The sequence below is a fragment of the Flavobacterium kingsejongi genome (assembly GCF_003076475.1).
Taxonomy (GTDB): domain Bacteria; phylum Bacteroidota; class Bacteroidia; order Flavobacteriales; family Flavobacteriaceae; genus Flavobacterium; species Flavobacterium kingsejongi.
The window spans coordinates 2,991,298-3,014,093 of record NZ_CP020919.1 but is presented as its reverse complement, the minus strand read 5'-3'; the positions used below and the strand labels follow the sequence as shown (position 1 = coordinate 3,014,093).

The 22,796-nt window shown below is 37.8% G+C and carries 26 protein-coding genes; 13 read left to right on the top strand and 13 right to left on the bottom strand.

Going from position 1 to position 22,796, the window contains the following annotated elements:
* Positions 1–66: 66 nt before the first annotated feature.
* A complete protein-coding gene (ettA, locus tag FK004_RS13530; protein WP_108737739.1) occupies positions 67–1,761 on the bottom strand; it encodes an energy-dependent translational throttle protein EttA in 1,695 nt (564 codons plus the stop codon).
* Between the two features lie 247 nt (positions 1,762–2,008).
* On the opposite strand from ettA, the gene FK004_RS13525 reads away from it, so the two are divergent.
* The 3 genes from FK004_RS13525 to FK004_RS13515 all read left to right on the top strand — a co-directional run bounded on the left by FK004_RS13525 (position 2,009) and on the right by FK004_RS13515 (position 4,752).
* Complete coding sequence (locus FK004_RS13525; RefSeq protein WP_108737738.1) at positions 2,009–2,680, top strand: DUF2625 domain-containing protein; 672 nt, start codon at positions 2,009–2,011, stop codon at positions 2,678–2,680.
* 114 nt (positions 2,681–2,794) lie between these two features.
* Positions 2,795–3,358, top strand: coding sequence for a TetR/AcrR family transcriptional regulator (locus FK004_RS13520; RefSeq protein WP_157956105.1), 564 nt, complete (start codon positions 2,795–2,797; stop codon positions 3,356–3,358).
* Positions 3,355–4,752, top strand: coding sequence for an MFS transporter (locus FK004_RS13515; protein WP_108737736.1), 1,398 nt, complete (start codon positions 3,355–3,357; stop codon positions 4,750–4,752). Before FK004_RS13520 ends, FK004_RS13515 begins: the two co-directional genes overlap by 4 nt.
* A 13-nt stretch (positions 4,753–4,765) precedes the next feature.
* Here the strand turns inward: FK004_RS13515 and FK004_RS13510 are convergent, their stop codons facing one another.
* Positions 4,766–5,494: a siderophore-interacting protein gene (locus tag FK004_RS13510; protein WP_108737735.1), complete on the bottom strand. Its 729-nt coding sequence runs from the start codon at positions 5,492–5,494 to the stop codon at positions 4,766–4,768.
* Positions 5,495–5,607: 113 nt separating this feature from the next.
* On the opposite strand from FK004_RS13510, the gene FK004_RS13505 reads away from it, so the two are divergent.
* The 4 genes from FK004_RS13505 to FK004_RS13490 all read left to right on the top strand — a co-directional run bounded on the left by FK004_RS13505 (position 5,608) and on the right by FK004_RS13490 (position 8,583).
* Positions 5,608–6,609: a helix-turn-helix domain-containing protein gene (locus tag FK004_RS13505; RefSeq protein WP_108737734.1), complete on the top strand. Its 1,002-nt coding sequence runs from the start codon at positions 5,608–5,610 to the stop codon at positions 6,607–6,609.
* A gap of 41 nt (positions 6,610–6,650) precedes the next feature.
* Entirely contained in the window at positions 6,651–7,229 is a 579-nt protein-coding gene (locus tag FK004_RS13500; protein WP_108737733.1) for a Crp/Fnr family transcriptional regulator, read from the top strand.
* A gap of 73 nt (positions 7,230–7,302) precedes the next feature.
* Positions 7,303–7,761: a RidA family protein gene (locus tag FK004_RS13495; RefSeq protein ID WP_108737732.1), complete on the top strand. Its 459-nt coding sequence runs from the start codon at positions 7,303–7,305 to the stop codon at positions 7,759–7,761.
* Between the two features lie 18 nt (positions 7,762–7,779).
* The gene (locus tag FK004_RS13490; protein WP_108737731.1) at positions 7,780–8,583 is read left to right on the top strand and encodes an alpha/beta hydrolase; all 804 of its coding nucleotides are present in this window, start codon (positions 7,780–7,782) and stop codon (positions 8,581–8,583) included.
* Between the two features lie 78 nt (positions 8,584–8,661).
* Here the strand turns inward: FK004_RS13490 and FK004_RS19335 are convergent, their stop codons facing one another.
* Positions 8,662–8,838, bottom strand: a complete 177-nt coding sequence (locus FK004_RS19335) for a CAL67264 family membrane protein (RefSeq protein ID WP_193844341.1) — start codon at positions 8,836–8,838, stop codon at positions 8,662–8,664.
* A gap of 100 nt (positions 8,839–8,938) precedes the next feature.
* Complete coding sequence (holA, locus tag FK004_RS13480; RefSeq protein WP_108737729.1) at positions 8,939–9,943, bottom strand: DNA polymerase III subunit delta; 1,005 nt, start codon at positions 9,941–9,943, stop codon at positions 8,939–8,941.
* A gap of 90 nt (positions 9,944–10,033) precedes the next feature.
* Here holA and FK004_RS13475 point away from each other — a divergent pair, with 90 nt between their 5' ends.
* The 5 genes from FK004_RS13475 to FK004_RS19575 all read left to right on the top strand — a co-directional run bounded on the left by FK004_RS13475 (position 10,034) and on the right by FK004_RS19575 (position 13,302).
* Positions 10,034–10,489 (top strand): type I restriction enzyme HsdR N-terminal domain-containing protein, encoded by a 456-nt coding sequence (locus FK004_RS13475; RefSeq protein ID WP_108737728.1) that lies wholly within the window; start codon positions 10,034–10,036, stop codon positions 10,487–10,489.
* A gap of 10 nt (positions 10,490–10,499) precedes the next feature.
* A complete protein-coding gene (locus FK004_RS13470) occupies positions 10,500–11,501 on the top strand; it encodes a glycosyltransferase family 2 protein (protein WP_108737727.1) in 1,002 nt (333 codons plus the stop codon).
* Positions 11,502–11,578: 77 nt separating this feature from the next.
* Positions 11,579–12,415, top strand: a complete 837-nt coding sequence (locus FK004_RS13465; RefSeq protein WP_108737726.1) for an OmpA/MotB family protein — start codon at positions 11,579–11,581, stop codon at positions 12,413–12,415.
* 359 nt (positions 12,416–12,774) lie between these two features.
* Positions 12,775–13,050, top strand: coding sequence for a hypothetical protein (locus tag FK004_RS13460; RefSeq protein ID WP_108737725.1), 276 nt, complete (start codon positions 12,775–12,777; stop codon positions 13,048–13,050).
* 117 nt (positions 13,051–13,167) lie between these two features.
* A complete protein-coding gene (locus tag FK004_RS19575) occupies positions 13,168–13,302 on the top strand; it encodes a hypothetical protein (RefSeq protein WP_262497649.1) in 135 nt (44 codons plus the stop codon).
* A gap of 70 nt (positions 13,303–13,372) precedes the next feature.
* Here the strand turns inward: FK004_RS19575 and ppk1 are convergent, their stop codons facing one another.
* Positions 13,373–15,439 carry a polyphosphate kinase 1 gene (ppk1, locus tag FK004_RS13455; protein ID WP_108737724.1) on the bottom strand — a complete coding sequence of 689 codons (2,067 nt, stop codon included), beginning with the start codon at positions 15,437–15,439 and terminating at the stop codon, positions 13,373–13,375.
* A 214-nt stretch (positions 15,440–15,653) separates the two neighbouring features.
* On the opposite strand from ppk1, the gene FK004_RS13450 reads away from it, so the two are divergent.
* Positions 15,654–15,989: a hypothetical protein gene (locus tag FK004_RS13450; protein WP_108737723.1), complete on the top strand. Its 336-nt coding sequence runs from the start codon at positions 15,654–15,656 to the stop codon at positions 15,987–15,989.
* Between the two features lie 375 nt (positions 15,990–16,364).
* On the opposite strand, the gene FK004_RS13445 is transcribed toward FK004_RS13450, so the two are convergent.
* From FK004_RS13445 to FK004_RS13410, 8 genes are all read right to left on the bottom strand, one after another.
* Entirely contained in the window at positions 16,365–17,360 is a 996-nt protein-coding gene (locus FK004_RS13445; RefSeq protein ID WP_108737722.1) for a TerC/Alx family metal homeostasis membrane protein, read from the bottom strand.
* Positions 17,361–17,472: 112 nt separating this feature from the next.
* Positions 17,473–18,132: a TerD family protein gene (locus FK004_RS13440; protein WP_108737721.1), complete on the bottom strand. Its 660-nt coding sequence runs from the start codon at positions 18,130–18,132 to the stop codon at positions 17,473–17,475.
* Positions 18,133–18,161: 29 nt separating this feature from the next.
* Positions 18,162–18,713 (bottom strand): TerD family protein, encoded by a 552-nt coding sequence (locus tag FK004_RS13435; protein WP_108737720.1) that lies wholly within the window; start codon positions 18,711–18,713, stop codon positions 18,162–18,164.
* Complete coding sequence (locus FK004_RS13430) at positions 18,703–19,689, bottom strand: hypothetical protein (RefSeq protein ID WP_108737719.1); 987 nt, start codon at positions 19,687–19,689, stop codon at positions 18,703–18,705. Before FK004_RS13430 ends, FK004_RS13435 begins: the two co-directional genes overlap by 11 nt.
* A 14-nt stretch (positions 19,690–19,703) precedes the next feature.
* Positions 19,704–20,792 carry a toxic anion resistance protein gene (locus FK004_RS13425; protein ID WP_108737718.1) on the bottom strand — a complete coding sequence of 363 codons (1,089 nt, stop codon included), beginning with the start codon at positions 20,790–20,792 and terminating at the stop codon, positions 19,704–19,706.
* A 10-nt stretch (positions 20,793–20,802) separates the two neighbouring features.
* Positions 20,803–21,414, bottom strand: coding sequence for a TerD family protein (locus FK004_RS13420; protein ID WP_108737717.1), 612 nt, complete (start codon positions 21,412–21,414; stop codon positions 20,803–20,805).
* A gap of 3 nt (positions 21,415–21,417) precedes the next feature.
* Entirely contained in the window at positions 21,418–21,972 is a 555-nt protein-coding gene (locus FK004_RS13415) for a TerD family protein (protein ID WP_108737716.1), read from the bottom strand.
* Positions 21,915–22,787, bottom strand: a complete 873-nt coding sequence (locus FK004_RS13410) for a phosphoribosyltransferase family protein (RefSeq protein ID WP_108737715.1) — start codon at positions 22,785–22,787, stop codon at positions 21,915–21,917. Before FK004_RS13410 ends, FK004_RS13415 begins: the two co-directional genes overlap by 58 nt.
* Positions 22,788–22,796: the final 9 nt, after the last annotated feature.

Genomic DNA, 22,796 nt, shown 5'->3' with positions numbered 1-22,796 from the left:
GGATTGCAAATCTACGCTTAAAATTGAAAAAAAAAAATCCCGATAAGACTATCGGGATTTTAGAAATTAGTTTCGGATCAGTTTTTTATATTTCAGTCTTTTCGGAGTCAAATCACCACCAAGACGTTTTTTCTTATTCTCTTCATATTCGGAGAAACTACCTTCAAAAAAGTACACTTCTGAATCGCCTTCAAACGCTAAAATATGAGTACAAATTCGATCCAGGAACCATCTGTCGTGAGAGATTACTACGGCACAGCCTGCAAAATTTTCCAACCCTTCTTCCAGTGCACGAAGCGTATTAATATCCAGGTCATTCGTTGGCTCATCCAGTAATAGGACGTTTCCTTCTTCTTTCAGTGTCATTGCTAAGTGCAAACGGTTACGCTCACCACCGGAAAGCATGGAGACTTTTTTATTCTGATCGCTTCCAGCAAAATTGAAACGACTTAAATAGGCTCTTGAATTTACCTGTTTACCACCCATCATCACTAATTCCTGCCCATCAGCAAAATTTTCCCAAATGGATTTATTAGCGTCAATATTAGAGTGGGTCTGATCGACGTATGCTATTTTTACAGTATCACCTACAGCAAATTCTCCTTTGTCTGGAGTTTCTTCGCCCATGATCATTTTGAAAATAGTTGTTTTTCCCGCACCATTAGGCCCGATAATTCCAACAATTCCAGCCTGTGGCAATGTAAAATTCAGGTTTTCGTACAGTAATTTATCCCCAAAAGCTTTTGCAACACCTTTCGCTTCAATTACATTAGTTCCCAAACGTGGCCCGTTCGGGATATAGATTTCCAGATTTTCATCCAGTTGTTTTTGATCTTCATTCAGCAATTTGTCATAATTCTGAAGTCGTGCTTTTTGTTTGGTCTGGCGTCCTTTGGCGCCCTGACGTACCCAGTCCAATTCGCGCTCCAGCGTTTTTCTGCGTTTTGAAGCTGTTTTTTCTTCCTGCTCCATACGTTTTGATTTTTGATCCAGCCACGAAGTATAATTCCCTTTCCATGGAATACCTTCTCCCCTGTCCAATTCCAAAATCCATCCCGCTACATTATCCAGGAAATAACGGTCGTGCGTCACTGCAATTACCGTTCCTGCATATTGTGCTAAGTGTTGTTCGAGCCATAGTACCGATTCTGCATCAAGGTGGTTGGTAGGCTCATCCAAAAGCAATACATCAGGTTGTTGCAATAACAGGCGGCATAAAGCTACACGTCTTCGCTCTCCTCCGGATAAATTTTTAATCGGGGTATCTCCTTCCGGTGTACGCAAGGCATCCATTGCGATCTCCAGTTTGGTATCGATTTCCCACGCACCCAAAGCATCAATTTTATCCTGTAAGTCAGCCTGCCTGTCCATTAGTTGCTGCATTTTATCAGCATCTTCATATACTTCCGGCAAGCCAAACATATCGTTAATTTTATTAAACTCATCCAGAACAGTCATGGTTTCTGCAACACCTTCACGAACAATTTCGATTACTGTTTTGGTATCATCCAGTAGGGGCTCCTGTTCCAGGTACCCTACAGTATAACCCGGTGCAAAAACAACATCTCCCTGGTAGTTTTTATCTACTCCGGCAATAATTTTTAATAATGATGATTTACCAGATCCGTTAAGACCCAAAATACCAATTTTAGCACCGTAGAAAAAACTCAGGTAAATATCCTTTAATACCTGTTTGTTGCTGCTTGAGTAAGTCTTACTCAATTTTGACATCGAAAAAATGACTTTCTTATCGTCTGACATATTGATTTTATTTTTTTATTTATAACACTTTAAAATACCGGCACGGAATACTGTTTCCCTACTACAAATATATAGTATTTTCAGAACTGCAAATATAGCCCTAAATAAAAGAGAATAAAAATGGTACAGCGGAATTATTAAGAGATGGTTTCGAAAGTGCTGGAATTTAAAAATGTTTTTTTAATCTGTCATAACAATCGCTTGGACCAGAAATAGTATATTTATTTTGTAAACCCAATTTATAATCATGAAATCGATCAACGAACTCATTAATACAACAGATCCGGGATGGGATTTGATACAGGAATGGCTGAAAGAGGCTACCAATCATTATGAAATATTACCCAAGGAGGCAACACGGGCAGAACGGGAATTAGTGCAGGCGCAAGTCACTACACGTTCTACCATGGGTGCCATTATCTATGAAACGGGTGGCATCTTAATCGATCATGGCTGGATCAGGATTTTAGGATCCGGAAGCCCACAACTTGACCGGGGCATCATGGAATGGAATACGGGAAAAACAGTAACCTCCGTTAGCGAACAACCAACACATCTCCTCATTGCTGATGATACAATTGGTGGCTATTTTGCATTAAATGCGGGTGGGATTGGCGATGAGCCCGGTATGGTTTACTATTTACCACAAGATACATTACAATGGGAAAATTTGGGCTGTGGCTATTCTGACTTTATCGGATGGGCACTGAACGGAGATCTTCAAAAGTTTTATCAAACCTTTAAATGGAAAGGCTGGCAGACCGATTTGGAAAATATGAATGGTAATCAGACTGTTGCCTTTTATCCTTTTTTATGGACAAAATATACTGATTTTGAAGAGCTGAGCCGTACAATTGTCCCAACAACGGAGAATTATATGCTTACACTGGATATGCAAAAACAATTGGGGGGCAATTAAAGCCCCCCTTATACTATACATAGACTAAAAAACCATGTAATAATTTATATTTGCACAAATAAATTATATAGATCACTCTATTTAAAAAATAAATTGATTTACTTTGTAAAAAAAATGATGCCCGAAAAAATACCTGTACGGGACCGTATTATAAATACAGCCTCCCATTTATTCTATACCCAGGGCTATACAGCCACTGGAATCAACCAGATTGTAAAAGAGGCAGCGATTGCTATTGGATCCTTATACAATCATTTCGAATCGAAAACGGCTTTACTGCTCGCCTATCTGGAGTATGAAAATAAAATTTGGCTTGAAAAACTAGCCGGTTATCCCATCAATGGGAAAGATCCAAAAAAGAAAATACTGCAATTGGTCGATTTCAGGATGGAACTTCAGGAAAGCTCGGAATTTGGAGGTTGTCATTTTAATAAAATCAATGCGGAAATCAATTCAGGTGAAACGGAAATCCTGAATGTAATACGCTTGCATAAAGACCTGCAACGCAACTACATCATGGAAATCATAGCAGGAATACCCGATAAGAGCCAAACAGAAAAAATAGCATTAGCCGATATGTTATTTTTACTTATTGAAGGGGCTGTTACAGCCGCCAGTATTTATAAAAGTACCTGGCCTTTCGTGCAGGTAAAAAAGACAATTCAATCCTTATTATGATTCCAACAATGAAATTATCTTCCAGATGGATAACGCTATCGTTCCTGCTACTGGCTACTTTCATGGTCATTATGGATATTTTTATTATCAACGTCGCCATCCCCTCCATACAAAACAGCCTGCAGGCCTCCAGTGGATCCATACAACTAATGATTGCAGTCTACCTGATTGCCTACGCTTCGTTCCTGATTACCGGAAGCCGCGCCGGAGATTATTACGGCCGGAAGAAGACATACCTTTGGGCTTTGGTATTTTTTACTGTGAGTTCCTGTTCCTGTGGATTGGCCCAAACGGCTTTCCAACTGAATGCTGCGCGATTCTTTCAGGGAATGAGTGCCGCTTTTCTGACCCCACAAGTATTATCCTATATCCAGTTCCTTTTTCCTTTGCCTGGTGAACGTACCAAAGCATTTGGTATTTATGGGATTGTTATCGGCCTTGCCACAATGTCCGGGCAATTATTAGGAGGTATTCTTTCCGGTAGTAACGGAGCAGTTGCCGGTTGGCGCCTTATCTTTTTCATCAACCTGCCCATTTGCATCCTCGGTTTTTGGGGGGCTCAAAAATATCTCAAAGCTACAGAACGGCATGATGGAAAATTTGACGTATCAGGTGTACTATTACTCAGCTCTGGGCTGATTGCGTTAATTGCCCCATTAGCACTGGGTCGTGATTTGCATTGGCCGGCTTGGACATTTATATCTATCGGAACTGCAATTATAATCCTCTTATTTTTTGCCTATTCCCAACGTCAAAAATTCCGGAAACAACAGTTACCCCTGATTGACCCTACCCTTTTTACTTACTCCAGCTTCGCCGTTGGTATCTTTGCCGTTTCATTCTTTTTCATGATGCTGGATTCTTATTTTATGATGCTTTCCGTTTACCTACAGGAAGGCCGGGGCCTGACGTCTGCTGCTTCAGGAATAATAGTCGTATTCCAGGGATTGGGTTTTATGGTTTCCTCCCTGCTATCGATTCGTTTCGCACCGAAGTATGGCAAAAAAGTGCTGCAATTCGGCGCACTTCTTATCGCTATTTCAATTGGCTTCCAGGCAGCATTTTTTAAGTATCAGGATGTTCCTTTCACCTCCATTTGTATACTTCTCGGTCTTCATGGCCTCGGAGTTGGCATGGTACTGCCGTCGTTATTGAATGTGGCATTACGAAATGTACCCAAACAATTGGCAGGTGTAGCTTCCGGAGTATATGTCACTTTTGAACAAACAGCAGCAGCATTGGGAATTACATTGATTGGGGGAACATTTTTTACCCTTCAGGATGATTTTTATACTGCTTTCAGGATCGGAATGGTATTGGATATCGGATGCCTGATTATTTTCTCCTTATTGGTCTATAAGCTGCCGGCACAAGCCAAAAAAAGTATTGCTTAATGTCATTATTGCACTATAAACCCGATTTTCCATCGGCCCAATACGGTTCTGTTTTTATGCGCCTGCCGGAAATCCCTTTGGATAATAGAAATTTTCGGAATGCCTGGATTGATTGTGCCCTGCCGGTCAGGTAAAAAACCATCCGGTCTGAGGTTTCCCAAAAGTCGTCTTCCCATTCTTTCAGGATGGCAATAGTAGGCGCTGCCGGATCAGCCATTGATTTTGATACTACTTTTACAGAACTGTCAGCCAGATTCGCCCAATGCCCATGCTCCGGATCCAATTCTACAAAGCCGAAAAAGAATTGGTTATTTTTATCAATTTCATGCTCCATGCATTGCATCCAGCCCAGTGAGGTTTCATCCCCAAATAAAAAATGGTTTTCCTGATCCGGCATATAGTGCAAACGACCACCAGGCCCCAATAATCTAACGGTATCTCCGACCTTCAATGTGGCCGACCAGTCACTTCCAGGCCCTTTTTCATGAAGGTAAAACAAAATTTCGCAACTCCCTGATTCGGCATCAAAAGCGGAAATAGTATAGTGCCTGAATGCTGTATCATTCACGCGAATTTTAACCACATTGCCGGGCACATACCGAATATTTTTTAAATCCCCTGTGAATCGGATTTTTTTTAAATTGGAATCCAAATACTGGATGCCTGTTACTTTTACCTCATGTATAAATTTATGGTAGACCACTTCCATCGTGTCCCCCAGCCATTTTGAAATTTTTGGCATAATGAAATTATTTTGTTTAGATTGATTCTAAATAATTATATTTTTGCAAATATCTGCTATTGTATCTGTGGACTACATACGCTAAACGGATTATATTTTACGCCAGACGGATTATGAAACTTACTATACAGGATAAAGATTTAAAAGAGATATTATTAGAGCATCATTTTGACTATGGTTTCAATAGCAGCCAGAGTATCGTGGAGAAAACCGCAAAACTAAAAGATGACAAAATAGGAGAAGCTATCATTCGCCAAACCTGGTTTGACGGGGTACATATTTTAAAACACAGCAGTAAGATGAACCAGGATCTTGCTATCAATTTTGACAATAAAGACTCCATTTATGAAATGCATTTTTCACTTTGTGGCACAGCCCAGGTAGATTCTTTAAACCACAATCAACGCATTTGCTTTGCTGCCCAACAGCATAATTTTTTCTTTTCCAATCAGTTTGAAGGCACTTTTAAGGTAGGCAAACAAAGGGAAAATCATGAGGTTTTTGAAATTCACTTTACAGAAGCCTATTTCAATCGCTTTGCTGATGCAGAGAATAAAACGATCCAAAATTTCCTAAAACAATCCGGGCACTATGAAATGGTGAATCTGCTGAGTCCTAAAAATATGCCTATTACACCTCAAATGAACCTCATTCTGTTTGAGATTGGGAGCTGCCAAAAAACCGGCATGCTAAAACGAATGTATCTCGAATCCAAAATCATCGAATTATTACTACTACAGATTGAGCAATTTGAAGCCTCACAAAATACGGTTGCTCCTCCTAATTTGCGTAAAGAAGATATTGAGAAGATTTATTATGCCAAAGAGCTGGTCGAAAAAAACATGAGCCAGCCCTATTCCTTGCTGGAGTTATCACATAAAGTAGGGTTGAATGATTTTAAACTGAAGAAAGGGTTCAAGCAGCTGTTTGGAACTACTGTTTTTGGTTACCTGCATGAGATCAGGATGCAATATTCCAAAAGAATGCTACTGGATGAGCATAAATCCATTCCGGAAATCGCCGATTATTGTGGCTATCAGCACGTTCATCATTTTACCACGGCCTTCAAGAATAAATTTGGCTATACTCCGGCAAAATTGAAATTCCAATTGTAACAGATAGTGTATCTTTACCTATTACTATTGTAGCTATCGTTATGGAAAAACTATTTGAGGAAATTGAAAAATACCAAAAGCTCTCTCCCGAATGCAAAAGGGAATTATCTGCTTTAGTTGTTCCCAAATTCATTGCAAAAAATGATTTTTTCCTGCGTCAGGGAGCTGTTCCCGATACGTATGCTTTTATTACAAAAGGATTGTTCTCCTACTACCACAGTGCCGATAATGGGGATGATGTCATCAAAAAGTTTTTTGGAGAAAATAGTTTTATGGCTTCTACTTCCGCCCTCCTGCAGCAACAGCCGAGCCATTTTAGCATTTGTGCCCTGGAAGACAGTGAAATCCTGATTTATCCCAACAAGGAATTTCGGCAGTTGATGGAAAAATACCATGAACTCACTCTTTTTCAATTGAAATACCTCGAAATCAATTGGGTTATTGCAAAAGAAAACCTGGAAATCTCCCTGAAATATGAAACAGCGAAACAACGCTATAGCACATTCAAAATGGAATACCATACCATTGAACCCCGGTTGAAGCAACATCAAATCGCTTCCTACCTTGGCATTACGCCTACACAACTCAGCCGCATCCGACGCGATTTGGAAAAATCATAAACGTCAACATATGTAAATGTTTTACAGAGTAAAAAGACAGAATTTTGTACTTCTAATTCTAATCTTTTTAATTATGAAAATAGTATTTGCTACGCTATTGTGCAGCATCATCCTACCTGCAAAGGCACAAACATTTAAAAATCCATCAGGCATTTTTGATCCATCACCTTATGGTTTTAGCCATACCGCAACGGCACCTGCCAGCAGCCAGTATGTTTTCATCGCAGGGCAAAGTGGATCGGAAGATCGCTCGGGTACATTAAGCAATGATTTTAGGAGACAGGTTCAGTTTACACTGGCCAATCTTAAAATTGCACTGGCCAGCTACGGGCTTACACCGGAAAATGTCATCAAATTTACAATCCTGATAGTGGATCACGATGCTGAAAAACTGAGGATTTATACCGAAGAGGTTCAAAAAATATGGAAAAATGGAAACTATCCCGTGAGTACTTTGATTCCGGTGCCAAGACTGGCATTGGACCATATGAAAATAGAAATCGATGCCATTGCGGTACTGCCTAAAAAATAACCTTCAAAATAAAAACTGATGAAAAAAATAATGCTCCTTTTGGCACTTATAATTACTAATTGTATCCAGGCTTCAAAAACACATTCCATCACTGTTTATAGTGCATCTATGGGTAAAATAATCCCTGTCCTTGTAATTGTGCCCGATAAGACTACTATCAAAAGTAATTATCCGGTGATTTACATTTTACATGGTTACAGCGGCAATCCGCAACGTACGCTTTCACAGGATATTCCATCCCTTGTACAGCGTGCAGATACCGATCAGGTAATTTTTGTCCTGCCTGACGGCGGTTTTAACAGCTGGTATGTCAACAGCCCAGTAAACAAAAGTATCCAGTATGAAACCTTTATTTCTAAAGAGCTTCCCTCCTATACAGAGGCACATTTCCCAACCAAAAAAGGGCCTAAAAATTGTTGCCTGCTCGGTTGGAGCATGGGAGGTTTTGGCACTTTGACCATTGGTAGCCAGCATCCTGAGACCTTTGGTATCTTGGGCAGTATGTGTGGTGTAATCGATTTTAGGGACTATGTAAAAGAGTATGACATCGATAAGGTGTTGGGCAATGACGGATTCGTCTGGGAGCAATACCTGGTCAGAAGCCGCATTACAGCATTGGAAACTTCAGGCCAAAGAATACTTTTGGATTGTGGTACTGAAGATCCGCTGGCACAGCAAAACCGACAATTCCACGATCTTTTGGTACAACATAAAATTCTCCACGACTATATGGAACATCCGGGGAACCATAATGCGGCCTATTGGTCAAAGGCAGCGCTATTGCAACTGGATTTCTTCAAACGATTTTTTGATGGAAAATAGCTCTTAAAATGAGTATGCTAGAACAAAAGAATCCGCCAATTAGCGGATTCTTTTATTCGATAATAGTTTATTAATGGATTATACCCTGCCTTTAAGCGCATTAAAAACCCAGGCGATAGCGAAGAAACCTATTCCTACAGCCGAAAAACCATATCCTGCTAATTCGCTGTATTTGAATATCCCGAGCGCAATTAATAATAGTCCCATAAGAACCATAATAAAAGTGGCCCATCCTAAAATTGTATTTTTATTCATTCCCATATTTTTTCTTATTCTGATAGCATTACAAATATCGAAATTTTAATTGGTAAAACGATCATAACAAGTTACATCTGTTCGCTAAGGGTGCCGGCTGCTAATTAAAAATTTTAAATAACATTTCCCGAAGTAAATCGGACTGTGGCAATGCATTGGCACCCACCCCTTTGCTTTTTACATCGACATCCCGTAAAGTAGCTACAATCTGGCTCACCTTGCGCATTGGATAATTGCGGAGTGCTACATCATAATCCTTAAGAAAATAAGGATTCACCCGGAGTACGGACGCTACATTCTTGGGATTTTTATCTTTTAGCCCGTGGTATTGCAGCAATTGTAGAAAAAAAGAAAATACCAGGCTTGTCGTCACTACAATAGGATTATCCTTGGGATTTTCTGCAAAATAATTGGCAATTTGATACGCCTTGAGCTGGTTTTTCTCCCCTAATGCTTTTCGTAATTCAAATACATTAAAATCCTTGCTGAATCCAATATTATCTTCAATCAGCTTGGGTGTAATTGTCCCGCCTTTGGGTAATATGATTTGCAGTTTTTCCAATTCATTATTGATTTTACTCAGGTCGGTTCCCAAAAATTCAACAAGCATGGCTGCCGCTTTGGGTTCAATGGTATAGCCTTTCCCGGAAAGCACCCGCTTGATCCAGTCCCCGATCTGGTTTTCATAGAGTTTCTTACTTTCAAACACTACCCCTTTTTGGCCCAATAACTTCGTAAGTTTCTTGCGTTTGTCCAGGGTTTTATATTTGTAACAAAATACCAGTACTGTCGTGGGCTGTGGATTTTCAACATAGGATTCCAGGCGGTCAATTGTACGACTGAGTTCCTGGGCTTCTTTAACAATTACAACCTGGCGATCGGCCATCATAGGATACCTCTTAGCATGGGAAACAATGTCATCAATAGTAACATCGCGTCCATACAATACCATTTGATTGAATCCTTTTTCCTCTTCTGCAAGTATATTTTGCTCAATATATTCCGATAATTTATCGATATAATAGGACTCCTCACCCATCAGAAAATAAATAGGCTTTATATTTCCCTGCTTTATTTCGTTTACAATTTTTACTACTTCGTCCATTTCATGTATTGGGTTGGCTTGGCTGCAAATTTATGGTAAATATAAATCTCCAGCTTTTTAAGTTCCGAATTTTCAAATTACATTTGCCTTATGCATCAACTGAATTTCCCTGCTTATAAATTTCGTTTCAAAAATAGCGAAAATAAAATTGCGGTCTTCGATGAAATCCGTAAAAAATTTGTAATCCTCACTCCGGAAGAATGGGTCCGTCAGCATGTAGTCCGTTACCTTCTTGAAGCCAAAAGCTACCCAAAATCAATGATCAATGTCGAAAAACTGCTCAAAATTAATGGCATTACCAAACGCTATGATGTGGTCGTTTTCAATACAGATGGCAGTATTTTTATCCTGGTAGAATGCAAGTCTGCTGATATTTCGATCTCCCAGATTACATTCGATCAGATTGCGCGGTATAATATGACTATGAAAGCCGAATACCTGATGGTAACCAACGGCCTCAATCATTATTTTTGCCAGATGGATTTTGAGCAGGAACAATATAATTTCTTACAGGAGCTACCGGATTATCAAAATAAAAACAGTTGATTTTACAGTTATGACACAACACACTACAGCCATTATAATACTCAACTGGAATGGTAAGCAGTTACTGGAACAATTTCTTCCGGCACTACTACAGCATTCTGCCGGTGCCGTTATATATATCGCCGACAATGCCTCTACAGACAATTCCATAGCCTATATACAGACCGAGTATCCCAACATTAAAATCATCCAAAATAATCAGAACTATGGTTTTGCCCAAGGTTACAATGAGGCGCTAAAGTCGGTTGAAGAAGAGTATTATGTTTTATTGAATTCTGATATTGAAGTAACCCCCAATTGGCTGACCGACCCTATAGCGCTTTTTGAAACGGATCCGTTAACGGCAATTGTACAGCCGAAAATACTCGATTTTAAAAACAAAAGTTATTTTGAATATGCCGGTGCTGGTGGTGGCTATTTGGATAAATACGGTATTCCCTATTGCCGTGGCAGAATTCTCAACACGCTTGAAAAAGATACCGGGCAATATAATGACACCATTGAAATTTTCTGGGCATCCGGTGCCTGTTTTTTCATCCGAAAATCGGTATACCGTGAACTGGGAGGATTTGATAGTGATTTTTTTGCACATCAGGAAGAAATTGATTTGTGCTGGAGGGCTTTCAATAAAGGTTATAAAATCTACTATTGTGGCAGCGCTACAGTATACCATGTTGGAGGCGCTACGCTTAAAACCGGAAGTTCCCAAAAAACATTCCTGAATTTTAGGAACTCATTATACATGTTGGTTAAAAACCTGCCCAAGCACCAACTATTTCCAACATTATTGATGCGGCTTGTCCAGGATGGCCCGATAGGGATTCTTTTCTTGCTTCAAGGCAAACCATCCCATCTATGGGCCATACTCAGGGCACATTATGACTTCTACAGGAATTTTATGCAGAATTACAAAAAGAGGGGCACCTACCAGTCCGAAAAATATTACACTATTAACAGCATCGTTTACCGCTATTATTTTAAAAATGGCAAAGTCTTTGATAACCAAAATTAACAATAGTTTATATCAATTTATGACTATTTTTTTTATTATTACTAACTTTGTAACATTACTCAATTAAAACGAAACTTATGAAAAAAGTCATTTTAGCACTTTCAATAGTAGCTTTATTGTCAACCTCTTGTGGTACCAAGAAGAAGATTGCTGAATTAGAAAGCAAAAACAAAGAAATCCAGGATTTGTTGAATACAGCTACAGTAAAACTGAACACTTGTCTTACTGAAAGAGAAGCAATGGCTGGCCAGGTAGAATATCTTAAGAAAAACAACTCTGATTTAATGAATAACATGGGTAATATTACCACGTTATCTACTAAAGGAGCTCAAAACCTTGAGAAGTCATTGGAAAGCATGAAAGAAAAAGACCTTAAGATCACCCGTCTTCAGGATGCACTTACCCGTAAGGATTCTGTAACGCTTGCTTTAGTAAGCAGTTTAAAAAGCTCTGTAGGAATCAGCGATCCGGATATCCAGATCAACGTAGAAAAAGGAGTGGTTTTTATCTCTATAGCAGACAAATTATTGTTTAAAAGTGGTAGCTATAATGTAAGTGACCGTGCAAAAGAAGTATTGGCGAAAGTTGCAAAAGTAGTAAACAGCAAACCAGATTTCGAATGTATGGTTGAAGGGCATACTGATAATGTACCTTACAAATCTAATGGTGTATTGTTAGACAACTGGGATTTGAGTGTTAAACGTTCTACTTCTATTATCCGTGTGTTACAGGAATTGAACGTTAATCCAAAACAACTTATTGCTGCCGGTAGAAGTGAATATATTCCTTTAGTAGACAATAACAGTGCAGAAAACAGAGCAATCAACAGAAGAACACGTATTGTGGTACTTCCAAAAATTGATCAGTTCTACGACATGATTGAAAAAGAAATGAAAAACATGACTGCGAAATAAATCATTTTTTATAGTTTATAAAAACGCTCCTATCCGGGAGCGTTTTTTTTTAGTTTCATTCTAAAAGTACTACGCTAACGATCAGGTTTACAAAGAAATTACCTTCAAATTCCATGATAATTATTATTCGTAATTTTCTTAAAATAAAGCTAATATGGGAATTGTGTAAACTATCCAATTAAAGTTGTAATACAACTCTTCCGGGATTTCAGCAACTTTGTAATGTTATAACCAACCAACCAAACTCTTTATTCATAGTGGAGTTTTTTAGGAATAAAAAGCTCCACTTTCTATCACAGCATTTTTTGTTGAGATGGAGATAAAGGAAAAAAAGAATTAACTAATTAAAACAGTATTTTATGAGTAACAAAAAATTAATATTAGGAATCGCAGCGGGAGTTGCAGCCTTAGCAGTAGCCGGAGTAATTTGTAAAAAGAAAGGCCTGATCGATTTTGATTCGATCTGTGATAAAGCCGGAGACTTAGCTTCCAACGTCAAAGATAAATTCAACAACCTAAAAGATTCAGCAGGAAAAGAACTTGATGCTGCAATTGATACAGGTAAAAAATATGCTGAAAAAGCAGCAAGTTCTGCTAATGATGCAGCCGATACAGCAAAAAATGCAACTACATAAGAGCCTAAGGGATTTCTTAGTTGTATCTAATGAAAACGGCTTATCATTCCCATGATTAAGCCGTTTTCTATTAATAGACCATACTATATTCAATCAATCACCAGTAATTAAAATATCATGATACTAAAACTTTACCATCTGATTACAGCATTCCTAAATAGAATTTTCCGAAATAAATTCGAGGATACTAAAGACGAGACAGAAGACAGAGATGTATATGACAATGAGTATGACTTTCCGTTATTCGTATGATAACTGATACTCTTTCAAAATCTCCTTGTAAAATACTACTTTGATAGACTATTGTATTGGTAATAGTCCGCTAAGTAGTTTTCCTGTTTGTGGTATATTCGTATATCTTTTGTTGTGCACTATCTCCCTTTCCTGCCTCTTTAAAAGGCACATTATGCAATTCGCTATCCAGCAATACGGCTTTTAAAGTATCTTCCAACTGTAACTGCACGATTGCCATAATTTCTTCTTTTATGTCCACATCATAAATAGGAAAACAGACTTCAATACGATTGTAAATATTACGATTCATCCAATCGGCCGATCCCATATAAACCAGCGGATCATCATTGTTTTTAAAAATAAAGATTCTTCCATGTTCCAAATAACGGTCAATAATCCTATGAACGACAATATTTTCGCTCATTTGTGGCACCCCCGGAATAAGGCAACAAATCCCACGGATAATCAAATTGATGTGTACTCCTGCATTTGAAGCTTCATATAATTTTCCAATCAGCTTTTTTTCTTCCAGATTATTCATTTTTAGTGTAATTCCCGCAGCAAGGCCCCTTTTCTGATTTTCTATTTCGCGGTCAATCAAGGCTATGAAACGATCCCGAAGGTTAAATTTAGCGACCAAAAGATGGCTAAAAATAGTCTTATTGGTTTTTGATATTTTTTTAATATCTCCCAAATGCCGGAATAATTTTTCAAGTTCATGGGTTAGCTTTGGATCTGGTGTCATGATGATATGATCGGTGTAAAAACGGGCGGTATTTTCATTTAAATTACCAGTAGCCAATAATCCCAATACAGGAAGGGCACTTTCCTCAGAAAATTTTACCAGTGCAATCTTAGCATGGACTTTTAAGGATGGGATACTATAAATAATCTTTACGCCGGCCTTTTTCAGAAATTTAGACCATTTGATATTGTTGGCTTCATCAAACCGGGCTTTGAGCTCTACAATGACAGTCACTTTTTTACCATTTCGCGCTGCACTGATCAGTGCATTGGCAATTCTGGAATCACTGGCAACACGGTATAATGTAACATAGATCTCTTTTACCTGGGGATTAATTGCCGCTTCATTAAAAAAACGCAAAACGGGTGTATAGGATTCATATGGTACATTAAGGAGAATATCACGTTCCGCAATTTTCTCGAATAGCATTGTATTACTATCCAAAAAGTATGGTACCGGAGTTATTTTGGGGTATGCTAATTTTGGATTATGGATGGGCAGTGTCGCCAGGTCTTTAAGATTATGGTAAGGCCCGCCCAGCACTATTGTGGCATCCTTCAATTTAAAACAATCAATCAGAAGTTGCAGGTATGGTGCGGGCATACGGGAATCAAATAAGAAACGTGTGGCAAAACTAAAATCGCGCTTTGCAATTTTCTTCTCCATTTTTTCCGCCAGGCTTTCATCGTATTCATCATCCAGTTCTAACGCAGCGTCACGCGTTACTTTAAAGTTATAATCCGACAGCAATTCATTTTTAAATACTAATGGTAGCCCTAACTTTATAATATCATCTATAAAAATAATATACAGTACGCCCTCGTCTTCTGTACTAAAAAATCGCGGCAGGTCGTCCGAAGGTATCGTTACAATCCTACCGGCATTTGATTCCTCCTGATCCTGTGGAATAACAATCTTATATAATTTATTATTTTCAGGAAAAAATTCAGTCGCTGCAGTAATCTGTACAATTTGTAGGAATGAAAGGATTTCTGTAAAAAAATAATCGGTTACCTGTTGGTGTATCTTTGCAGGGATTGGCTCATCATAGACAAGATGGATATGCTCTTTCCGGAGTTCCGGTAGCAATCCATTCATTATAGTGCCAAAAACTTTCTGCTGCTGGTTTACGATATGCTGAATTGTATCTAAGGTATTTTGAAAAAGGGTATTGTTTTCTACTTTTTTCTGGGCAATTTTTTTTAAAGCCATCAGGGAAGGAATACGCACCCTATAAAATTCATCCAGATTGGAAGAATAAATGGACAGGAATTTTATACGTTCAAAAAGAGGCACTTCCTGAGCCTTGGCTTCTAATAATACCCTTTCATTAAACGACAACCAGCTGATATCCCTGTCAAAAAAGAGATCTTCCGGAGTTGTATGCGCTTTATTGCCTGTTAGGTCCATATAAGTTATAATTATAAATACGTATAAAAATATTGATTTGTAATGATTTAACTATTATGTTATTATTATTCTTTTTGTGCCAAGTGTCCATTTCATCGGTATTTCCAGACTTTTTTATAGAATATAAATAATACATTAATAATCTCCAGCTAAAAAAGTACTCCAAAAAATTAATCATATTGCAGCATCAAAACTTTTAAACCAAGAAAATTGTATGGGATTATTTAGCAGCAGTAAAGAGAAAATAAAAAAGGAATATGCAGAAATCAATACTACTTATGGTGGCGAGCTTAGCAAAGACATCAAAGAATACTATAACGATTTGAAAGCAGAATATTATGAACATACCGCACTCCACCATGATTTCAAGCAATTTACAAAATTGATTTTACCGAAACTGACACAGGAAGAAGCAACGCAACTTACACATTTTATAAAAGGTTTCCAGACAATTGATGGCTGTGCGAAAAATGGTATTGAGGCACTACACCAACTCGAGCGAATGAATGAAAAAAGAGTACGACAAGCCTTACGGGAGTTGGAATATTAGATATTTATACTGCTGCATCTCATTTAAATTGATCAAATGGAAATCATATAAACATAATTAAAAATGGTATAACACTTAGATTTTAATCTTTTCGCAAATTTATACTATCAAATAATAAGGTTATGAAAAACGAAATAATTACCAAAGCAGCAAAAGGATATTCCTCCGTATCGACCTGGATCAACTGTAGTATAGCCATGAAATATTACATTAAATATGCTCCCTATTTTATATATTAAATTATACGGTATACGTTAAGCTACCCTTATTTAAAAATAACAGCTACAGAAAACCATTAACTATAAAAAAGCCCTGTTCATCTCAATGAACAGGGCTTTTTGCTTTATAAATTACCTACATAAACGGCATTTCTACTTATGCTTCTATCTCATTTTCCGGTTTCTCTGGGAAAAGCAAAGAAGCTACTACTGAAAGTACCAATACACTTCCCACAACAATTAGCGAATGAAGGGATTCAATATGGAAGAACGGAGAAATTACCATTTTCACACCGATAAAGGTCAGGATAATTGCTAATCCGTATTTTAATTTGCTGAATAAATGTATAAAGTTTGCCAAAAGGAAATACAACGCTCTTAATCCTAAGATTGCGAAAATATTTGAAGTATAGAGTATAAACGGATCATCAGGCGCGATTGCAAATATCGCAGGGATTGAATCTACGGCAAAAAGTAAATCTGTAAATTCAATTACTCCTACAACTACTAATAAGGGCGTAGCGAGCTTCTTTCCATTCTCTATCGTGAAGAATTTGTCTTTATCATAGTTTTTACTCACTTTGAAAAGTTTGGTTACCATTCGGGCTCCCGGGCTTTTACTAAAATCTTTATTTTCATCATCATCATCTTCTGCAAACCAGGATTTTATGCCGGCATAAATCAGGAATGCTCCAAATAAAGTCAGTATGACATTGATTTGAACGCTATAACCAAAAATAACCATCTCCGGAAGGTACGTCAGCTTAATAAGCCCTACACCGGTAAAGATGAAGAAAGCCCTTAATATTAATGCCCCGATGATACCCCAGAACAATACCTTATGCTGATTTTCTTTGGGTACATTAAAGAAGCCAAATACGAGAATAAATACGAATAAGTTATCGACCGATAGTGCTTTTTCAATCCAATAAGCAGACTGGAACTGGGAAAATTTTTCCATTCCGGCATAATGATATACGAATCCGCTGAAAAGCATGGAAAGGCTGATCCATACCACAGACCAGATGATCGCCTCTTTATTGGTGACCACATGACTATTTTTGTTAAAAACACCTAAGTCTAAGAGTAGCATGACTAAAACTACAACGGCAAATGTTCCTATAAGGCCGGGGTGATTAATTAAATTATCCATTATATATGAAATTAAAAAAAATTGGTTACTTGATTATGTTTTTTGATTGTTTATTGTATTGTTCAATTCATGGATGGACCTGCTCACCATACATCGATCCAGAAGTCTCTAATTAGAGATAGGATTTTACAATGCGCTGAATTGTTTGTCCTAAAAAAGTATCTTCTGTGGGATCGCCAACAGCACTAAATTTCCATTCGCCGTTTCTCTTGTACAGTTTTGCCATAATAATGGATTGTTTTCCTCTGTATTGCGGTTCTGCAGCCACGTTATACGAAGCAAAAACAGCGTTTACACGAGTCGGTGTCCCTTCGTACATCCTGATTTTAGCATATGGAATTTGTGAAAAATCTTCTTTCCCCGCATTGTTCAGGAAAAAGAATATCTGGGAAACATTTGGATTTACCCGGCTTAAATCCACTGTAATAATTTCATTGTCAATACCATCATCACCACCTGTATCACCTTCCAGATCATCTCCAGTATGTTTCATAGCTCCATCTGATGTCAGCAATTTCCCTTTTGGAAGTCCAAATTGCTGTAAAACTTCCACACGGTATAATAGAGAATATAAATGATCACAAATGGTATTGTTACCATCGACCAAAACACAACTTAGGTCCAAATCGATTTTTTGAACATTTTTAGAGAGTCCAAAAAAGGCTTTTGTTTCTATAGCCCCCCAGTTCACCCCGATGCAAAAATTAGTCAGTTTATCCCCATTCTCCTTAGTCAGGTCAATTTTCTGACCTTTGGTTAAATTAATTGCCATGCGTATCATTTTTGATTAGGTTATGCTCTTTAATTGTATTTGCTCAGGAAATCCTGCAATCCGCCCTTCATTCCGGAACCTACTGCTTCGAATTTCCATTCATTATTACGCTTATAGATCCTTCCGAATTCTACAGCAGTTTCAATTGAAAAATCCTCGTCCAACTCGTATTTCACCAATTCCGTATTGTTAGTATCGATTATCCTCATAAAGGAATTTCTAATCTGTCCAAAGTTCTGTCTTCTGGCTTCTGCCTGGTGAATCGTAACAACAAAAGAGATTTCCACTACATCTGCTGAAATTTTGGAAAGGTCTATCAATATTTTTTCATCGTCACCATCGCCATCACCGGTAAGGTTATCTCCCGTATGGATTACAGATTCGTCCGGTGACTTTAGGTTATTGTAGTATACAAAGTGATTATCGCTTAGAATTTTACCATTGGCACCAATAATAAAAACAGAAGCATCCAGATCAAATGCTTCACCGGTTGCACTGGAATTATTATCCCACCCCAAGCCTACTGTAAATTTTGGAGCGCTAATTTGCTGACGTTGCCCCTTTTCTAAATTAATTGCCATTATTTGAATTAATATTTATGTTTAACATTGCTTTTAAAATATTGGTTTGCTCATCTACATTCTGCAAATCATTCAGGAATTCCACTTCTGAAATCTTCGCGGCATAACTCTCTAAAACGGCCTCAACTTCGCTTGACAGTTGTGTTTTAAGACTTTCCTGCTGTGCTGTGAGCTGCCTGTTTTTTTCCTGAAGCCCATCGATAATTTGCTTTTTTACCGATTGGTTTTTTGACAAGTCAATTCCTTTGGTATTGTCATCATCTAAAAAGTAAAATGATTTTTCACTGATATGGAATACAAAACGATCATTGGAATCTACAAACTCATAGATCTCCAGGAGTTCATTTCCCTGCTTTAATCCGCAGGTGAATTTGATCCGGAACTTATGGATGTTGAGCCTTCCCAGAAGTTTCTTCTCAATAGTCACAAATTTGTTTTCATATACATTATTGTGATGATGGGCAACTAACTGGTCAAACTGTTCTTTGCTTATTTCACGGTAAAACTCATTTGCTCTCCGGGAGGAAAACTCAGTAATTTCATTCCAATGGAATACTTCAAGATTCTCAAAGGCAAAACCTTTGTACAGTTGCTCAATTTTCAATGACAGGTTTTTGGCATGGCTATAGGCTACATCCCGGAAAAAACTGGCATCGATTTCGAGTTTCAGCTTTCCGATAAAATCATCATTAATATAGATCTCATCGGCCAGTAGCAAATAATTCTGTTCCTTTGTTTTTTTTAGCTTTTGAAAAAGATCAATCAGGCTTTGGGTGTATTGCAGGTGGAACAATTCCAGCTTATTACTATCCAGGCTTCGATTATTTTCAAACAGGTTATGAATGACTTTGGTGCGTATCAAAACAGCAAAAAGAACGGGATGGTTAAAAAAATTGGATACTATTTTTAACGTCTGTAATTTCTTTTTGCTATCCCTGATAATTGGAATAAATATTTCATCATCGTCCTGATGCATCTACGATCCTCCCCTTAATTTATAACTCCTTTTTTTAATTCTGCTTCCAGGCTTTGTAAACCAGCATCCAGTTGCCTTCTGGTTTCAGCACCCTGCTCATGGATTTGTTTTACTTCTGTAAGCGTATCAATAAGCGATTTGGTTGTCATTTTCAAAGTCTCAAGCGAAACAATAGTATTCTCATTTTCCTTCGCTACTTCAATACTGTTTTGTTTCAGCATTTCAGCATTTTTCTGTAAGATCGTGTTGGTCGTTTCCGAAACACGGCGCTGTACTTCAATATTTTGTTTCTGACGTTGTAAAGCTACCGCCAAAGTAAGCTGGTTTTTCCATACCGGCATCGTTGTTGTTAAAATCGACTGTGCTTTTTCTGCAATAGAAGTATTATTATTTTGTACAACCCGTATCTGCGCCAGAGATTGTAGCATGATAAAACGAACGATCTTCATATCTGCCAGGCGCTTATCAAGCCTGTTAATGTAGTTTTTCTTATCTGAAATCTGATAATCCTGATATTGGCTACTATTTCCTTCCATCACTGCCAGTTCTTCATTCAGCTCTTTGAAACGGATTTGTCCGGCAATAATATGCTTTTCCATTTCCTTTATCAGGTTGACATTGCCATCAAACATGGTTTGCAACGAAGAATTATCCCTTACGGAATTGATCATTCCGGCTTTTACCTTGTTGCTTATTTTATCAACATTTACGGTAATCTTATCATACTGTTGGAAAAGTTTCTGCACATCCACCACCAATTTGCCCAAAAGGGGCACTTTGGAAATAAAACGCTTGAATGGGCTTTGATTCAACTGATCCACATCCACATAATTCAGTTCGGTCAAAAGATCATTGATCAGTGTCCCTACTTCACCGGAATTATATGTCCTTACTGAGGATAAAAAAGTATCACTCTGTTTGGAAATGGAATTTTGGATTTCGGCTCCAAAATTTAATATGGAGTTGACGTCATTTTCATTCAGTTGGCCTGATAAGGATTTGTAATTTGAAATATCGGCGTCTGTAGCATTTTGCAAATTAACATTACCTTCTTTGTCAATCAGGCTGTTATTTTCCTGTACAATTATTTGATTGTTTTCCATTTTTGCTCTATTACAGGTGATTTTGCTGAATTGTGATTACGGTTTCCTCTAATTTACGGTCTCTCGTTGGTGTACCGATGGCACTGAATTTCCATTCTTCATTTCTTTTATAAAATACCCCTAAGACCATGGATACTGCCCCTTCAAATGATTTGTCATGTGCAATATCGTATTTTGCGAAAACTTCTGTTACACGCGTTGGCAGGCCTTCATAAATGCGGATGGAGGCAAAAGGAATATCTTTAAAATCCTGGCCGCGGAAACTATTGATGAAAAAAGCGACATAATTTGCCGAAGGCGATAATTTTGTAAAATCAAGAGTTATCACTTCATTGTCAAGTCCGTCATCACCACTCATATCCCCGGTTAAATCATCCCCACTGTGTTTGATCGCCTGGTCATTGGAACGCAATTTCCTGAAACTTACCGTATCAATATTATTTTTCGACGCATCATATACCGCACAACTGGCATCAAGATCTACTGGCACTTTAGTGATACCACCAAAGATACCTTTCTTTTCAATTGCCCCCCAGTTTACGCCTACGCAGATATTCTGAAGTTTTGTACCGTTACTTTTTTCTAAGTTGATCCGTTGCCCTTTTTCTAAATTGATTGCCATAGCTTAGTTATATTTATTTAAATAATCCTGAAGTCCGCCTTTCATTCCTACGCCAACAGCTTCAAATTTCCACTCATTATTGCGCTTGTAGATCCTTCCGAACTCTACCGCTGTTTCTATTGAAAAATCCTCTTCCAGTTCATATTTCACCAATTCTGTATTATTGGAAGCATCCAGAATGTGGACAAATGAGTTTCGCACCTGACCAAAATTTTGTTTTCTGGCATCTGCATCGTGTATGGTTACTACCACGCAAATTTCAGAAGTCCTCGGATCAATCTTAGACAAATCGACAATAATCTGTTCGTCATCGCCATCGCCATCACCCGTAAGGTTATCTCCTTTATGTTCTACCGCTTCATCCGGCGATTTTAAATTATTGTAAAAGATAAAATGCTCATCAGAAAGAATTTTTTTATTCTCTCCCATAATAAATACTGACGCATCCAAATCAAAAGATGCCCCTGTGCTGGAGCTGTTAGTGTCCCATCCCAATCCAATTATAAACTTGGGAGCGTTAAGTGTTTCACGTTGTCCTTTTTGTAAATTGATAGCCATAATCTGCTGTTTTTTTTATGTATTGATTTTAAATTTTCTTTGTATTCTGTAATCGTATGGTAGTTATTACTCACTGCCAGATGAAAAAGGGTATCGATTCTCGATTGCGGTATGGATTGCAATAAAAGAATGAGATCCGGAACTTCCAGCCGTAAAATGTACTTCACAATACGGGTATTATAATCAAATGTTTTTTGGTTGATGAGCCCTATAATATGCTCCACTGTCTTCACATGGAAGTAATTATAATGGTTTTCAATATTAGGGTGTATGTCTTTATTTAATAATTCTGCAAAATACACGAATACAAAATGGCCCTGGACCTTATATTCATCCAGTATTTTTTTGATGATAAATTCATGGCTTCCCGTTATTTTGATATCGTCCATAAAAATACAAAGCTTGCCTTCGACAATATTTTTATCAATATAATAGGTATCATTGGAAATCAGCTTTACCCTTTCGGTATAATCCAATGCGCCATAATCCGTCACATACGTTTGATTTCGGTAGATCTTTGATTCCTTTAACGCCATCTTTTCATTTTCAAACAGAAACTGGTTCATTCGTGTTTTGAAATAAAAACTGAGACGATTGGAAGCTGTTGGAATGGCGAGATACGGACTTGGCAATATGACAATTTCCTCATGCTGCAAAATAAGGTCGGCATGTTCACTGATGAATCCTTCAAATAAGGCATCGGCAAATGTTTTAGCAATGGCATCATCACCAAATTTAAACTTGCTGTAATCTGATTCCGAAAATGGAGAATACTCCTGATCCGTAATACGGTGTAGACTGTAATTTGTAATCATTAAAATAAA

Coding starts and splice junctions, on each gene's coding strand:
- FK004_RS19575 (WP_262497649.1), top strand. CDS start 13,168: ATGATACTAAAACTTTACCATCTGATTACAGCATTCCTAAATAGAATT.
- ppk1 (WP_108737724.1), bottom strand. CDS start 15,439: ATGGACCTAACAGGCAATAAAGCGCATACAACTCCGGAAGATCTCTTT.
- FK004_RS19335 (WP_193844341.1), bottom strand. CDS start 8,838: ATGAATAAAAATACAATTTTAGGATGGGCCACTTTTATTATGGTTCTT.
- FK004_RS13475 (WP_108737728.1), top strand. CDS start 10,034: ATGCATCAACTGAATTTCCCTGCTTATAAATTTCGTTTCAAAAATAGC.
- FK004_RS13435 (WP_108737720.1), bottom strand. CDS start 18,713: ATGGCAATTAATTTAGAAAAGGGGCAACGTCAGCAAATTAGCGCTCCA.
- FK004_RS13460 (WP_108737725.1), top strand. CDS start 12,775: ATGAGTAACAAAAAATTAATATTAGGAATCGCAGCGGGAGTTGCAGCC.
- FK004_RS13470 (WP_108737727.1), top strand. CDS start 10,500: ATGACACAACACACTACAGCCATTATAATACTCAACTGGAATGGTAAG.
- FK004_RS13510 (WP_108737735.1), bottom strand. CDS start 5,494: ATGCCAAAAATTTCAAAATGGCTGGGGGACACGATGGAAGTGGTCTAC.
- FK004_RS13440 (WP_108737721.1), bottom strand. CDS start 18,132: ATGGCAATTAATTTAACCAAAGGTCAGAAAATTGACCTGACTAAGGAG.
- FK004_RS13430 (WP_108737719.1), bottom strand. CDS start 19,689: ATGCATCAGGACGATGATGAAATATTTATTCCAATTATCAGGGATAGC.
- holA (WP_108737729.1), bottom strand. CDS start 9,943: ATGGACGAAGTAGTAAAAATTGTAAACGAAATAAAGCAGGGAAATATA.
- FK004_RS13415 (WP_108737716.1), bottom strand. CDS start 21,972: ATGGCTATCAATTTACAAAAAGGACAACGTGAAACACTTAACGCTCCC.
- FK004_RS13450 (WP_108737723.1), top strand. CDS start 15,654: ATGGGATTATTTAGCAGCAGTAAAGAGAAAATAAAAAAGGAATATGCA.
- FK004_RS13490 (WP_108737731.1), top strand. CDS start 7,780: ATGAAAAAAATAATGCTCCTTTTGGCACTTATAATTACTAATTGTATC.
- FK004_RS13495 (WP_108737732.1), top strand. CDS start 7,303: ATGAAAATAGTATTTGCTACGCTATTGTGCAGCATCATCCTACCTGCA.
- FK004_RS13465 (WP_108737726.1), top strand. CDS start 11,579: ATGAAAAAAGTCATTTTAGCACTTTCAATAGTAGCTTTATTGTCAACC.
- FK004_RS13425 (WP_108737718.1), bottom strand. CDS start 20,792: ATGGAAAACAATCAAATAATTGTACAGGAAAATAACAGCCTGATTGAC.
- FK004_RS13500 (WP_108737733.1), top strand. CDS start 6,651: ATGGAAAAACTATTTGAGGAAATTGAAAAATACCAAAAGCTCTCTCCC.
- FK004_RS13420 (WP_108737717.1), bottom strand. CDS start 21,414: ATGGCAATCAATTTAGAAAAAGGGCAACGGATCAACTTAGAAAAAAGT.
- FK004_RS13410 (WP_108737715.1), bottom strand. CDS start 22,787: ATGATTACAAATTACAGTCTACACCGTATTACGGATCAGGAGTATTCT.
- FK004_RS13520 (WP_157956105.1), top strand. CDS start 2,795: ATGATGCCCGAAAAAATACCTGTACGGGACCGTATTATAAATACAGCC.
- FK004_RS13515 (WP_108737736.1), top strand. CDS start 3,355: ATGATTCCAACAATGAAATTATCTTCCAGATGGATAACGCTATCGTTC.
- FK004_RS13445 (WP_108737722.1), bottom strand. CDS start 17,360: ATGGATAATTTAATTAATCACCCCGGCCTTATAGGAACATTTGCCGTT.
- ettA (WP_108737739.1), bottom strand. CDS start 1,761: ATGTCAGACGATAAGAAAGTCATTTTTTCGATGTCAAAATTGAGTAAG.
- FK004_RS13525 (WP_108737738.1), top strand. CDS start 2,009: ATGAAATCGATCAACGAACTCATTAATACAACAGATCCGGGATGGGAT.
- FK004_RS13505 (WP_108737734.1), top strand. CDS start 5,608: ATGAAACTTACTATACAGGATAAAGATTTAAAAGAGATATTATTAGAG.